The 12,865-nt window shown below is 44.0% G+C and carries 8 protein-coding genes, 20 tRNA genes, 1 riboswitch and 1 other annotated feature; of the genes, 3 read left to right on the top strand and 25 right to left on the bottom strand.

Going from position 1 to position 12,865, the window contains the following annotated elements; all coding sequences use genetic code 11:
• Nucleotides 1–14: 14 nt before the first annotated feature.
• The gene (leuS, locus tag BAU16_RS04715) at nt 15–2,429 is read right to left on the bottom strand and encodes a leucine--tRNA ligase (RefSeq protein ID WP_048603730.1); all 2,415 of its coding nucleotides are present in this window, start codon (nt 2,427–2,429) and stop codon (nt 15–17) included.
• Between the two features lie 53 nt (nt 2,430–2,482).
• Nucleotides 2,483–2,685, bottom strand: a binding site (T-box leader).
• A gap of 42 nt (nt 2,686–2,727) precedes the next feature.
• A complete protein-coding gene (locus BAU16_RS04710) occupies nt 2,728–4,494 on the bottom strand; it encodes a muramidase family protein (RefSeq protein WP_161526577.1) in 1,767 nt (588 codons plus the stop codon).
• 343 nt (nt 4,495–4,837) lie between these two features.
• Here BAU16_RS04710 and BAU16_RS04705 point away from each other — a divergent pair, with 343 nt between their 5' ends.
• From BAU16_RS04705 to BAU16_RS04695, 3 genes are read left to right on the top strand one after another with little or no spacing between them, the layout of a single operon-like run.
• On the top strand, nt 4,838–5,485 hold the full coding sequence (locus BAU16_RS04705; protein WP_161526576.1) for a phosphatase PAP2 family protein: 648 nt from the start codon (nt 4,838–4,840) through the stop codon (nt 5,483–5,485).
• A gap of 15 nt (nt 5,486–5,500) precedes the next feature.
• Nucleotides 5,501–6,466, top strand: a complete 966-nt coding sequence (locus BAU16_RS04700; RefSeq protein ID WP_161526575.1) for a TIGR01212 family radical SAM protein — start codon at nt 5,501–5,503, stop codon at nt 6,464–6,466.
• Nucleotides 6,460–7,014 carry a tRNA (mnm(5)s(2)U34)-methyltransferase gene (locus BAU16_RS04695; protein ID WP_161526574.1) on the top strand — a complete coding sequence of 185 codons (555 nt, stop codon included), beginning with the start codon at nt 6,460–6,462 and terminating at the stop codon, nt 7,012–7,014. The genes BAU16_RS04700 and BAU16_RS04695 overlap by 7 nt, the downstream gene beginning before the upstream one ends.
• Before the next feature lie 52 nt (nt 7,015–7,066).
• Here BAU16_RS04695 and BAU16_RS04690 read toward each other — a convergent pair whose 3' ends face one another.
• The 23 genes from BAU16_RS04690 to BAU16_RS04580 all read right to left on the bottom strand — a co-directional run bounded on the left by BAU16_RS04690 (nt 7,067) and on the right by BAU16_RS04580 (nt 12,841).
• A complete protein-coding gene (locus tag BAU16_RS04690) occupies nt 7,067–7,849 on the bottom strand; it encodes an alpha/beta hydrolase (protein ID WP_161526573.1) in 783 nt (260 codons plus the stop codon).
• 11 nt (nt 7,850–7,860) lie between these two features.
• A complete protein-coding gene (locus tag BAU16_RS04685) occupies nt 7,861–9,339 on the bottom strand; it encodes an MDR family MFS transporter (protein ID WP_161526572.1) in 1,479 nt (492 codons plus the stop codon).
• Between the two features lie 129 nt (nt 9,340–9,468).
• On the bottom strand, nt 9,469–10,665 hold the full coding sequence (metK, locus tag BAU16_RS04680; protein WP_048603720.1) for a methionine adenosyltransferase: 1,197 nt from the start codon (nt 10,663–10,665) through the stop codon (nt 9,469–9,471).
• Nucleotides 10,663–10,741, bottom strand: a riboswitch (SMK box riboswitch). It overlaps the preceding gene by 3 nt.
• A 102-nt stretch (nt 10,742–10,843) precedes the next feature.
• Nucleotides 10,844–10,915: transfer RNA gene (locus BAU16_RS04675), tRNA-Glu, on the bottom strand.
• 26 nt (nt 10,916–10,941) lie between these two features.
• Nucleotides 10,942–11,015 (bottom strand) — tRNA-Ile (locus tag BAU16_RS04670).
• Between the two features lie 14 nt (nt 11,016–11,029).
• Nucleotides 11,030–11,100, bottom strand: a tRNA-Gly gene (locus tag BAU16_RS04665).
• 14 nt (nt 11,101–11,114) lie between these two features.
• A tRNA-Phe gene (locus BAU16_RS04660) sits at nt 11,115–11,187 on the bottom strand.
• Between the two features lie 5 nt (nt 11,188–11,192).
• Nucleotides 11,193–11,266: transfer RNA gene (locus tag BAU16_RS04655), tRNA-Asp, on the bottom strand.
• A 41-nt stretch (nt 11,267–11,307) separates the two neighbouring features.
• Nucleotides 11,308–11,381 (bottom strand) — tRNA-Met (locus BAU16_RS04650).
• A gap of 75 nt (nt 11,382–11,456) precedes the next feature.
• A tRNA-Ser gene (locus BAU16_RS04645) sits at nt 11,457–11,546 on the bottom strand.
• Between the two features lie 12 nt (nt 11,547–11,558).
• Nucleotides 11,559–11,630 (bottom strand) — tRNA-Glu (locus tag BAU16_RS04640).
• Nucleotides 11,631–11,639: 9 nt separating this feature from the next.
• A tRNA-Ser gene (locus tag BAU16_RS04635) sits at nt 11,640–11,727 on the bottom strand.
• 32 nt (nt 11,728–11,759) lie between these two features.
• Nucleotides 11,760–11,833: transfer RNA gene (locus BAU16_RS04630), tRNA-Ile, on the bottom strand.
• Between the two features lie 12 nt (nt 11,834–11,845).
• Nucleotides 11,846–11,916: transfer RNA gene (locus tag BAU16_RS04625), tRNA-Gly, on the bottom strand.
• A gap of 1 nt (nt 11,917) precedes the next feature.
• Nucleotides 11,918–11,994, bottom strand: a tRNA-Asp gene (locus BAU16_RS04620).
• Between the two features lie 42 nt (nt 11,995–12,036).
• A tRNA-Met gene (locus tag BAU16_RS04615) sits at nt 12,037–12,110 on the bottom strand.
• Nucleotides 12,111–12,184: 74 nt separating this feature from the next.
• Nucleotides 12,185–12,274, bottom strand: a tRNA-Ser gene (locus tag BAU16_RS04610).
• A 21-nt stretch (nt 12,275–12,295) separates the two neighbouring features.
• Nucleotides 12,296–12,369, bottom strand: a tRNA-Ile gene (locus BAU16_RS04605).
• A gap of 19 nt (nt 12,370–12,388) precedes the next feature.
• A tRNA-Met gene (locus tag BAU16_RS04600) sits at nt 12,389–12,462 on the bottom strand.
• Between the two features lie 32 nt (nt 12,463–12,494).
• Nucleotides 12,495–12,567: transfer RNA gene (locus tag BAU16_RS04595), tRNA-Ala, on the bottom strand.
• A gap of 14 nt (nt 12,568–12,581) precedes the next feature.
• Nucleotides 12,582–12,655: transfer RNA gene (locus tag BAU16_RS04590), tRNA-Pro, on the bottom strand.
• A gap of 15 nt (nt 12,656–12,670) precedes the next feature.
• Nucleotides 12,671–12,744: transfer RNA gene (locus BAU16_RS04585), tRNA-Arg, on the bottom strand.
• Nucleotides 12,745–12,755: 11 nt separating this feature from the next.
• Nucleotides 12,756–12,841, bottom strand: a tRNA-Leu gene (locus BAU16_RS04580).
• Nucleotides 12,842–12,865 lie beyond the last annotated feature (24 nt).

The following is a 12,865-nucleotide window of genomic DNA, read 5'->3' as shown; positions in this document are numbered from 1 at the left end:
ATACTTATTTTTTCTTAATTTGCAACAATATTTACCAATTTATTTGGGACAACGATAACTTTACGGATCGTTTTTCCTGCAATATGTTCTTGAACCAGCGAATCAGCTTTTGCCAATTCTTCCAATTCTTCTTTTGTCGCATCTGCCGGAACATTGACTTTCGCCCGTACTTTGCCGTTTACTTGGAAAACGACTTCGATTTCTGCTTCTACCAACGCCGATTCATCGTAGGTTGGCCAAGCAACATGAGAAATGCCGCCTTCGTTGCCCAAGACTGCCCAAAGTTCTTCACTGATATGGGGAGCAATCGGTGCCAGCAATTGCACGAAGCCTTCGATGTATTCATATGGCAAGGCATCGACTTTATAGGCTTCATTAACAAAAACCATCAATTGAGAAATTGCTGTGTTAAAATGCAGATTTTCATAATCTTCGGTTACTTTTTTCACCGTTTGATTATAAACCTTCGTCAGCTTGCCATCATTAAAGGTAGTGATCCGATCCCGCATCTTGCCTTCTTCATCAACAACCAGACGCCACACCCGATCCAAGAATTTCCGACTGCCTTCCAGTCCATTTTCGCTCCAAGCAATCGAAGCATCCAATGGTCCCATAAACATTTCATACAGGCGCAGGGTATCTGCCCCATATTTTTCAACAACATCGTCAGGATTGACCACATTGCCACGGGATTTCGACATTTTCTCGTTGTTTCCGCCAAGGATCATTCCTTGATTGTATAATTTTTGATACGGTTCTTTGGTTGGAACTACACCGATATCATACAAGAACTTATGCCAGAAACGGGCATAAAGCAAATGAAGCACAGCATGTTCCGCACCGCCGATATAAATATCCACCGGTAGCCAGCGTTCCAATTTTTCAAAGTTTGCCAATTCTTTTTTATTATGAGGATCGATGTAACGCAAGTGATACCAAGAGCTGCCTGCCCATTGCGGCATCGTATTGGTTTCTCGACGACCTTTTTTGCCAGTAACCGGATCGACGACATTAATCCATTCTTCAATATTTGCTAACGGTGATTCGCCCGTTCCGCTTGGTTTGATGTTTTTAGTAATCGGCAAACGCAATGGCAGCTCTTCTTCAGGCACCGTCGTTGTGGTGCCGTCTTCCCAATGGATGATTGGGATTGGTTCTCCCCAATACCGTTGACGTGAAAACAACCAGTCCCGCAACCGGTAACTGATTTCTTTTTTCCCAACGCCTTTTTCTTCCAACCAAGTCGTCATAGCCGCAATGGCTTCTTCTTTGTTCATGCCATCCAAGAAGCCGGAATTGATGTGCAGACCATCTTCAGTATAAGGCGCATGAGCCACATCACCACCAGCCAACACAGGCAAAATTTCCAAGCCAAATGTTTTCGCAAATTCATAATCCCGTTCATCGTGAGCAGGAACCGCCATGATTGCACCAGTTCCGTAAGAAGACAAAACGTAATCGGCAATCCAGATAGGAATTTCTTTGCCATTGACTGGATTAACTGCATAGGCACCGGTAAAGACCCCAGTTTTTTCTTTCGCCAAATCCGTTCGATTCAATTCAGATTTTTTTGCAGCTTCTGCGATATATGCTTCTACCGCCGGCCGTTGTTCGGCTGTCGTGATTTTTTGCACCAATTCAAGTTCTGGTGCCAATACGGCATAAGTTGCACCAAACAATGTATCCGGACGGGTGGTAAATACAGTGAAATCTGTTTCACTGCCGGCAACTTTAAAGGTTACATTTGCTCCCACCGAACGACCAATCCAATTGCGCTGCATTTCTTTGATGCTTTCAGGCCAATCCACCAATTCAAGATCATCCAACAAACGATCTGCATAGGCGGTGATTTTCAGCATCCATTGACGCATCGGTTTTCGAACCACATCGTAGCCGCCACGTTCACTTTTGCCATCGATAACTTCTTCATTGGAAATAACGGTTCCCAATTCTGGCACCCAGTTGACTGCGACCTCTGCTTCATAAGCCAATCCTTTTTCGTACAATTTTGTAAAGATCCATTGGGTCCATTTATAGTATTCCGGATCGGTAGTATTGATTTCTCGATTCCAGTCATAGCTAAAGCCTAATGAATTGATTTGACGACGGAAGGTCTCGATATTTTTTTTCGTGAATTCAGCCGGATCATTGCCGGTATCCAGCGCATATTGTTCTGCTGGCAGACCAAAGGCATCCCACCCCATTGGATGCAGTACACTGAAGCCTTGGCTGCGTTTCATCCGTGATAAAATATCTGTTGCCGTATACCCTTCTGGATGCCCTACATGCAGCCCTTGTCCAGACGGATAGGGAAACATATCGAGTGCGTAGAACTTTGGCTTGCTGCTGTCATCGTGGGTATTGAAGACATTGTTTTTTGCCCAAAACTTTTGCCATTTTTTTTCGATTGCTTTGTGATCGTAATTCATTCCGATGCCTCCTAAAGAATAATAAAAAAAGTCCTATAAAAAGCCGTTGCTTTTTATAGGACGTAATCTACGTGGTACCACCTATTTTTACTTGCGAATGCAAGCCTCTTGCGGGATAACGACCGCCGCCGCAGCTGCCTACTTTTTTCAGCAGTTGTCACTAAAAGGCGAGTTCAAAAGGTTTCGTACACATTTCCACCAACCATGTGCTCTCTTTACCGAATGACTTTTTACTATTCCTTTTTAACGTGTTGCTATTGATAGCTATACTATCAAAGATTGCATGGAAATTCAAATATTATTTTACCTTTAAAGTCTGTCCAATCAGAATCGTATCGGAAGACAGTTGATTCAAACTTTTTAGCTGATTGATGGTCAATCGGTATTTTTGTGCAATCGTCCATAGACTGTCGCCGCTTTTGACTTTGTAGGTGCTGCCGGACGTGCTGGCAGCAGAGGCGGTTGCCCCTTTTTTCACGGTTACTTTTTGCCCCGGATAAACGAAGTCATTTTTGATATTGTTCCATTGACGGAATTGATCCATCGAAATGCCGTGTTTATTGGCAATCGACCAGACGGAATCGCCGGATTTCACCGTGTAAGTTCCGCCGGTTGAAGCACTGGAGCTGGCGGAGGAACTGGATGAACTTGAACTGCTAGAACCCGTAGTTGTACTGGAATTGTTGGTTCCACCGTTTTTCACCACTAGCCGTTGCCCTGGATAGATAAAGTTGTTCTTGATATTGTTCCATTGAATCAATTGATTCATAGTAATACCGTATTTATTAGCAATCAACCACACTGAATCACCAGATTTTACCGTATAGGTCGTTGAACTGCTGGAATTGTTGCTGTTTGACGTACCTGACGAACTGGAAGAACCGGAATTGCTAGAACCTGTGCCGGTATTTGAACTGCTAGAACCACCGTTTTTCACCACTAGCCGTTGTCCTGGATAGATAAAGTTGTTCTTGATATTGTTCCATTGAATCAATTGATTCATAGTAATACCGTATTTATTAGCAATCAACCACACTGAATCACCAGATTTTACTGTATAGGTCGTTGAACTGCTGGAATTGTTGTTGTTTGATGCACCTGACGAACTGGAAGAACCAGAATTGCTAGAACCTGTGCCGGTATTTGAACTGCTAGAACCACCGTTTTTCACCACTAGCCGTTGTCCTGGATAGATAAAGTTGTTCTTGATATTGTTCCATTGAATCAATTGATTCATAGTAATACCGTATTTATTAGCAATCAACCACACTGAATCACCAGATTTTACTGTATAGGTCGTTGAACTGCTGGAATTGTTACTGCTTGACGAACCAGAAGAGCTGGAGGAACCAGAATTACCAGAATTGCTAGAACCGGCACTTGAACCACCCCCGGCACTGCCGCTAGCTGGTGTATCAAATCGAGTCAAATTATACGTTTCAATCACACTATTTAATGAGCTTGCATAGTGAGGAGCAGTTGCGTATCGTCCGGTCAGCCATGCCGTTGCATCCCGGTAAGATTTAGTATTGCTCTTCCACGCACCGCGATAGTAATAACCACCGCCTAGATAAACATTACGCAAAGTATAGGCATTATCAGCAAAAGATTCTTTAAAAGAAGGATATTTTCGGAAAGGTTCCTTCATAGTAACCCATTTTCCATTTAAATATTCCATTGTATTCATATAGACTGTGTTGCCGTTATAACTGCCTTTGATTCCAAACAGATTATAATTCGGTGCTTGTGATAACGTGCTGGTTCCCCAACCACTTTCAATGATAGCCTGCGCAATCATCACCGAAGCGTACAAATCATTTGCATTGGCAATTGGTTGTGCATGAGCAGCGATTTCTGTAATGAACGCACTTGGATTACTACGGGTTGCCATTTGTGCGTTTGTTGTCGTTCCTGTCGCCTCAGCTTGCAGCGGACTCATAAAAGGTGTCACAACAGAACAAGCTGTCAGGGTCGTACCTACGATTGCTGCACTTTTTTTCATGTGGCGATACATATCGCTTGTTTGTTCCGCTTTCCGCCGCTCTTTTCTTGAGATATTTTCCATTGTGTCACTCCTCCAAAAAAATTTCGTATTATTAGTTTAAGTATACCGTTTCTTAAGGTTTATTAAAAGATTTTTAAGGTCATTCTGGTAAATTGTAAAGTGCCTGTAACCTTCCGTTTTTTTCGTTATCTTTTGAAAAGAAAACGGGTGATTTTCAGCTTTTTATCTGAACCACTGAAAAAAACGGTTATTTAACAAAAGGAAGATTATTGCAATTTCATGACAAAAAAGCAGGAGATTTTAGTACTCCTTCTTTTTCCCTAGCAACAAGTTTCCTTTCCCCCGCTTTTATGTCGGGAAAAGCAATGCTATAATAAGCTCATTCTCATCAAAGGAGTCCTCTATGAAAAATAAAGTATATACGCAATTTATCGGCAGTTGTTTTCTCCTACTCTTCGTTTTTTTAGGCTATGTCGTTAAATTTTATCCTCAATGGGTATCAGGATTCGATTCAGTCTTAACAGATCTGGTTCGCAGCCCCTATCCTCATTGGAATGATTTTTATCTCTGGATCACTAAATTTGGTAATCCCAGCACCGTAATCATTTTAACTTTGGCTTTTCTGATTGTTCTCGCCATCGGCAAACACTACGCTGAAACCGCGTGGCTGGGAATCGGTGTCTTAGGAATCGCCGGAATTCTCAATCCTTTAATCAAATTGGTTTTCACTCGGGAACGTCCAACGTTGCTACATTTGGTCACGGAACACAGCTACAGTTTTCCCAGCGGACACTCCACCGGCAGTATGGTTTTATTCGGTACATTGATTTTTCTCGTTCCTACTCTTTTCACTAGCACAACGGCCCGCTGGATCGCCCGCATCTTCTTAGGTTTCATAATCTTGGCTATCGGGATCAGCCGCATCTATTTAGGGGTTCATTTTCCTAGTGACATCATCGGTGGCTATTCACTTGGGCTAGGCTGGCTTTTTCTGACCTATCCCCTGTACCAAAAATTCCGCGTCATTTTAACCTTTAAGAAAAAACGCTGAGAAAGAAGGACAACCATGTCAGCATTTAGTTATACAGAAGATCCAAACAAACGTTACCATTCTTGGAATTACGCATTGCGTCAGGAATTTGGCGGGAAAATTTTCAAGGTGCCGATCGACGGCGGGTTTGATTGCCCCAACCGTGATGGAACAGTCGCTCATGGCGGCTGTACCTTTTGCAGTGTCTCCGGTTCTGGAGATATGATTGTTGCGCCGGAAGATCCCTTGCCCCTTCAATTTCAAAAAGAAATCGACATGATGCACTTAAAATGGCCGCACGTCGATCAATACATTGTCTATTTTCAAAATTTTACCAATACCCATGCTCCCATTGAAGTGATTCGTGAACGGTTTGAGCAAGTGGTCAATCTTCCGGGCGTTGTCGGCTTATCCGTCGGTACACGTCCAGATTGTTTGCCGGAAGAAGTCGTGGAGTATTTAGCCGAATTAAATCAACGGCTGTATCTGTGGGTGGAGCTCGGTTTGCAGACAACTTTCGAAAGTACCAGCCGCTCAATCAATCGCGCCCACGACTATGATACTTATGTAAATGGCGTGGCAAAATTACGTGCTCACAATATTCGTGTCTGTACCCATCTAATCAATGGCTTGCCCGGGGAAACTTCGGAAATGATGCTGGAAAATGTTCGCCGAACGATTTTAGATTCTGACATTCAAGGAATTAAACTGCACCTACTTCACCTGATGCGTAACACTCGAATGCTGCGGGATTACCACGAAGGTCGCTTACAATTAATGACGCGAGAAAACTATGTGCAGGTCATTTGTGATCAATTGGAAATGATTCCTCCAGAAATTATCATCCATCGACTGACTGGAGATGCACCGTGGGATTCGTTGATTGGTCCGATGTGGAGCTTGAAAAAATGGGAAATTCTCAATGCCATCGATCAAGAAATGCTGCGGCGGGATTCCTTCCAAGGTAAGTTTGATGTCAGAAAGGGTGTCCTTTCATGTTAAGCGCCTTGCGTTTTAGTCACCAATTAGTAAAAGAAATTCTACAGCCCGGGGATTACGCAGTAGACGCCACCATGGGCAACGGCAATGACACCCTTTTTCTAGCCCAACTGGTGGGGGAAACTGGAAAAGTTTATGCTTTTGATATTCAAGAAGCAGCTGTGATTGCAACCAAAAAAAAGCTGGCTGACAACCAGTTGACTTCCCGAACAGAATTGATTTTAGACGGCCATCAGCATGTAGAAAAATACCTTGCCACCCCCATCAAGGCCGCTATTTTTAATCTTGGCTATTTGCCAAACAGCGACAAGTCAGTCATCACCCTACCAGATACCACCAAATCAGCCTTTGACCAACTGCTGCGGTTCTTACTGCCTCATGGTCGACTGATTATCGTTGCTTATTACGGACATGCTGGAGGACAAGAGGAACTGACAGCGGTTGACGAGTATTGTCAGCAGTTGCCTCAAGAAGACTACTCTGTTTTACGTTATCAATTTATCAATCAAAAAAATCAACCACCGATTCTTTTTTGTATCGAAAAAAAATAAAGAGCTGACAAATCTAGCAGATTTGTCGGCTCTTCTTTAGTAACAAACAGAATTAATTTTCTAACGGCAGCCAAGTCAAGACCCGTTGGATCCATTGGTCCCAAAAAATCCAGTTGTGTTCACCGGGACCTTCCTCATAGGTAACATCCAAATCTTTGCCTCGTGCTTGCTTGACAAAATATTGATTGGAAGTATACAAAAAGTCCTCTGTTCCACAAGCTAAAAAGAATTTTGGCGCCTCTTCAGCGGGACAATCCACCAACATTTGTATCGGATCATTTTCTGAACCCTTTAATTGATCCAACGGGCCAAAAACCCCTTCCCAATACGCTTTGTTGCGAGTGCTTAATAAACTTTCCGGTTCCTCTGCCAAAGCAACTGCTCCAGAAAGGGAGGCAATGGCGGCAAATTGGTGTGGTCTTTTCAACCCTAATTTGACTGCACCATATCCCCCCATCGACAATCCCGCCGCAAAAGTTTTGGCTCTTTTCCATGTAAGCTGAGGAAATAGCACATGGCAAATCGCCGGTAGTTCATCAGCAACAAACGTCCAATAATCCATTCCATATTGCGTGTTCGTGTACCAAGCCAAATCTGTTGAAGGCATGATGACCGCCAATCCAAGATTTTCAACATAGCGCTCGATAGACGTCCGCCGCCCCCACACACTCTGATTGCCCCCCATACCGTGCAGCAAATACAATACCGGCAGATCTTCAAGGTTGCCCTCCGTACTGGTGCCAATCATTTTCTCTGTTCGTTGAGGTAAAATTACGTTTAATCCAACTTCCATTTCCAAAACATTTGAATAAATACTAACTTGTAAAAAGGCCATTTCCCATCACCTTATCCTTTTTGTTCTATTGTAACAGATTTTTCCTTCACAAGAATAGTCAAAACAAAGGCAAGAACTACCAGCAGCAGTCCCGTACCGAAAACCCCATGCAAACCATCGTATAAAATCTTTCGTAACGGTTGCAGCAAATCTTCCGACAATAATTTTGCCGTTTGTGGATTGACCAATTTATTCATAATATCCGGATCAGTGGAAAGCTGGGTTTGCTGTAATTCATTGGTGGAAATCGTATTCAGTAAAATACCAAAAACGGAAACCATGATTGTCTGACCAATCGTTCGTACCAACGTGTTGAAGGAGGTAGCAACACCCAGCATTTCATGAGAAACACTGCTTTGAGCACTAACCGTACAAGTAACTGTTGTTGCTCCAAGACCAATCCCTATTATAGAAGAAATTCCAAAGAACCAAAGCCAGCTGCTATCTATTGGAATCAAAAATTGCCAAATCGCACCGATTAAAGTGATGGTCAGCCCAAACAATAGCGTTTTTTTGATGGAGTAACGTGTCATCCAGCGACTAGCTAAAAAGGAGCCCACCAACCACAGCAATGATAAAGGAGCCAGTACAAGTCCACCAATGCCGGCGTTCAATCCCAGGACGCCTTGCATCCACATGGGAATGTAGACATCAATTCCCATCAAAAATCCGCTGACCAACGCTGCCACACTATTGACCACTATAAATAAATGACTCTTAAACAATGACAAAGAAATTACCGGATCTTCGGCGTTTTTTTCGACAACTAAAAAGAAGCCCAAACTTACAATGGAAAGCAAGAATAAACCCGCCACCAACCACGTTCCCCCGTGATCACTCAATAGTTGGAAAGCTAGAAGTAAGGTCAACAACACGACCATCAAACAAAAACTGCCAGCGACATCCATTTTTTTTGCCTGAACCTTGTGCTTTGGCTCCACCAAATAAAACCAGATCATTCCAATCAGCACTAACCCGATCGGTACATTGATGAAAAAAATCCAATGCCAGCCAATCGTATCAACAATCAATCCACCAGCCAAAGGACCCACCACGCTGGCAATTCCCCAAGCTGTACTATTTAACCCTAATATTTTTGCCCGTCTCTCCATCGTATACATATCGGCAATGATCGTTAAGGCCACCGGCATCATTGCCCCGGCTCCCATTCCCTGAATCCCACGAGAAATGATCAACGTCAACATATCATTGGAAAATCCGCATAAAGCAGAACCAATGATAAACAGCAGGGTGCCAAAAATAAAAATCGGACGACGACCTATTTTATCTGCCAGCTTCCCATAGATGGGAGTCAACATGGCATTCGTTAATAAATAAATTGAAAAAACCCAGTTCATAATTTCAATCCCATGCAAGGAACCAACAATCGTCGGCATTGCAGTCGTTACAATCGTTCCCTCAATAGCTGTCATAAAAGTCGCAACAAAAACCGCCACCGTTACCAATGTCACATTTGTTTTTTTCTCCATTCTTTGTCTCCTTTCAAAAAATCCAGTTGCCTTCTTTCCCACGCTCCGCTGAATGCCTTGAATGAATCAACTGTTTTTGATCCATAAAAAAAGGACCTCTATCGACGTTTGTCAATAGAGGTCGCCTCGTTAGTCCTTCACACTTGCCAGTAAGGCGTCCACTTTATCCGTGTGTTCCCATGGCAAATCGATATCTGTACGACCAAAATGTCCGTATGCTGCCGTTTGTCGGTAAATTGGACGACGCAAATCCAGCATTTCAATGATTCCAGCAGGACGTAAATCAAAATTCTTCCGCACTGCTTCAATCAATTTTTCTTCTGCTACCTGACTCGTGCCAAACGTATTAATGGAAATTGACACTGGTTGAGCCACTCCAATTGCATAGGCTAATTGAACTTCAACTTTTTTCGCCAATTTGGCCGCAACAATATTTTTGGCAATATAGCGAGCAGCGTAGCTTGCTGAACGATCGACTTTCGTGGCATCTTTTCCAGAAAAAGCACCGCCTCCATGACGTGCATAACCGCCATACGTATCAACGATGATCTTACGACCAGTCAAACCAGCATCTCCTTGTGGTCCGCCAATTACAAAACGTCCAGTAGGATTGATATAATATTTCGTTTTATCATCTAATAATTCAGCAGGTATCACTTCTTTGATTACTTTTTCAATGACATCCCGATGAATCGTTTCATTAGCCACTGCTGCATCATGCTGGGTACTGATAACCACGGTATCAATGCGCTCAGGCTCTTCTTGATCGTTGTATTCAACGGTGACTTGTGATTTTGCATCAGGCCGCAAATAAGGCAATTCCTTTGATTTACGCAACTCTGCCAAACGACGAACTAAACGGTGACTCAATGCAATCGGTAATGGCATTAATTCCGGTGTTTCGTCCACCGCAAACCCAAACATCAATCCTTGGTCTCCTGCTCCGATTTCATCTAACAGATCCTTTTTTTCTTCCCGGGCTTCCATTGCTGTATCTACCCCTTGTGCAATATCCGGTGATTGTTCATCGATTGCCACCAGAACAGCTACCGTGTCTCCATCAAAGCCGAATTTTGCTCGGGTATAGCCAATATCTTTGATTGTTTTTCGCACGATTTTTTGAATATCCACATACGCAGACGTTGAAATTTCGCCAAAAACCAAAACTAAACCAGTTGTAACAGACGTTTCACAGGCAACACGGGCCATTGGATCTTTTTCCAATAATGCATCCAAAATTGCATCACTGATTTGATCCGCAACTTTATCCGGATGTCCTTCTGAAACTGATTCCGAAGTAAATAAATGTCTTTCTCTTTCTAACATGGTGATTCCCCCTAATAAATTATCGGTTACAAGGCATCTTCGTACAGACGAATCCTTTCGGGAACTTGCAACGTAAGCAAGTATAGCAGATTTTTCCCCGATTTGCTCGTTTTAATAGAAAGTTTCCCAAGAAATTTGGGTAAATAAAAAAAGATACCAATCAGTATCTTTAAGTGCATGATCCGTACGGGAATCGAACCCGTGTTACCGCCGTGAAAGGGCGGTGTCTTAACCGCTTGACCAACGGACCAATAAAAAATATTTTATTACTAATAATGGGCCTAAATGGACTCGAACCATCGACCTCACGCTTATCAGGCGTGCGCTCTAACCAGCTGAGCTATAGGCCCATAATAAAAACAAAAGCGGGTGACGAGAATCGAACTCGCGACAACAGCTTGGAAGGCTGTGGTTTTACCACTAAACTACACCCGCAAACAAGCTATTAATGGCGCGGGACAGAATCGAACTGCCGACACATGGAGCTTCAATCCATTGCTCTACCAACTGAGCTACCGAGCCAAAAACGGTCTGGACGGGACTCGAACCCGCGACCTCCTGCGTGACAGGCAGGCATTCTAACCAGCTGAACTACCAAACCAAATACGTTTTTATTACGCTAGCAAAAATATCTTGCTAGAATTGCGGGAGCAGGATTTGAACCTACGACCTTCGGGTTATGAGCCCGACGAGCTACCAGACTGCTCCATCCCGCGATAATAGTATTATTTCGCTCACATACGTTTGCGAATTGACCGATACTTTCATAGTAACACAAGAAAGATCAGAAAAGGAGGATAAGGGATTCGAACCCTTGCACGGTTTTACCCGCCTGACGGTTTTCAAGACCGTTCCCTTCAGCCGAACTTGGGTAATCCTCCAAAAAATAGTAATGATCCGTACGGGAATCGAACCCGTGTTACCGCCGTGAAAGGGCGGTGTCTTAACCGCTTGACCAACGGACCATGCTAAAACGGAGAAGGAGGGATTTGAACCCTCGCGCCGGTTTCCCGACCTACACCCTTAGCAGGGGCGCCTCTTCAGCCACTTGAGTACTTCCCCAAAAACCAAAAATGAGTTATTCTGATTTTAAATGGGCCTAAATGGACTCGAACCATCGACCTCACGCTTATCAGGCGTGCGCTCTAACCAGCTGAGCTATAGGCCCTTAATAAAAACAAGCGGGTGACGAGAATCGAACTCGCGACAACAGCTTGGAAGGCTGTGGTTTTACCACTAAACTACACCCGCATGGCGGTCTGGACGGGACTCGAACCCGCGACCTCCTGCGTGACAGGCAGGCATTCTAACCAACTGAACTACCAAACCAGAATATGTTTTTATTAAGCTAACAAGAAAATCTTGTTAGAATTGCGGGAGCAGGATTTGAACCTACGACCTTCGGGTTATGAGCCCGACGAGCTACCAGACTGCTCCATCCCGCGATAATAATATTATTTCGTTTGCTTTCGCTTACGAATTGCCGATACTTTCATAGTAACACAAGAAAGATCAGAAAAGGAGGATAAGGGATTCGAACCCTTGCACGGTTTTACCCGCCTGACGGTTTTCAAGACCGTTCCCTTCAGCCGGACTTGGGTAATCCTCCACAAGACTACAATGCCATTAATGGACCTTGTAGGACTCGAACCTACGACCGGACGGTTATGAGCCGTCTGCTCTAACCAACTGAGCTAAAGGTCCAGGCTCTTAAAAAAAACAATCGCGGCAGAGGGGATCGAACCCCCGACCTCCCGGGTATGAACCGGACGCTCTAGCCAGCTGAGCTACGCCGCGAAAATAGTTTATCGCTATTAATACAAACGATATGGAGCCTAGCGGGATCGAACCGCTGACCTCCTGCGTGCAAAGCAGGCGCTCTCCCAGCTGAGCTAAGGCCCCGTGTTTCTTTTTTATCGGGAAGACAGGATTCGAACCTGCGACCCCTTGGTCCCAAACCAAGTGCTCTACCAAGCTGAGCTACTTCCCGTTATTAACTCATTAACGCGCCCAAGAGGAGTCGAACCCCTAACCTTTTGATCCGTAGTCAAACACTCTATCCAGTTGAGCTATGGGCGCAATGTATGCAATGCCGAGGACCGGAATCGAACCGGTACGGTGATCACTCACCGCAGGATTTTAAGTCCTGTGCGTCTGCCAGTTCCGCCACCCCGGCGTGTATTGTGGCACGAAAGCGGAA

Source organism: Enterococcus sp. JM9B (genome assembly GCF_009933265.1).
In the GTDB taxonomy this organism is placed as follows: Bacteria; Bacillota; Bacilli; order Lactobacillales; family Enterococcaceae; genus Enterococcus_C; species Enterococcus_C songbeiensis.
The sequence above is the reverse complement of the archived record's forward strand: the minus strand, read 5'-3'. Positions and strand labels throughout refer to the sequence as shown.

Bases quoted from the DNA above. Each gene is read 5' to 3' on its own strand.
- BAU16_RS04700 (WP_161526575.1), top strand. From the start codon at position 5,501: ATGTCAGCATTTAGTTATACAGAAGATCCAAACAAACGTTACCATTCT.
- BAU16_RS04695 (WP_161526574.1), top strand. From the start codon at position 6,460: ATGTTAAGCGCCTTGCGTTTTAGTCACCAATTAGTAAAAGAAATTCTA.
- BAU16_RS04685 (WP_161526572.1), bottom strand. From the start codon at position 9,339: ATGGAGAAAAAAACAAATGTGACATTGGTAACGGTGGCGGTTTTTGTT.
- metK (WP_048603720.1), bottom strand. From the start codon at position 10,665: ATGTTAGAAAGAGAAAGACATTTATTTACTTCGGAATCAGTTTCAGAA.
- leuS (WP_048603730.1), bottom strand. From the start codon at position 2,429: ATGAATTACGATCACAAAGCAATCGAAAAAAAATGGCAAAAGTTTTGG.
- BAU16_RS04705 (WP_161526576.1), top strand. From the start codon at position 4,838: ATGAAAAATAAAGTATATACGCAATTTATCGGCAGTTGTTTTCTCCTA.
- BAU16_RS04690 (WP_161526573.1), bottom strand. From the start codon at position 7,849: ATGGCCTTTTTACAAGTTAGTATTTATTCAAATGTTTTGGAAATGGAA.
- BAU16_RS04710 (WP_161526577.1), bottom strand. From the start codon at position 4,494: ATGGAAAATATCTCAAGAAAAGAGCGGCGGAAAGCGGAACAAACAAGC.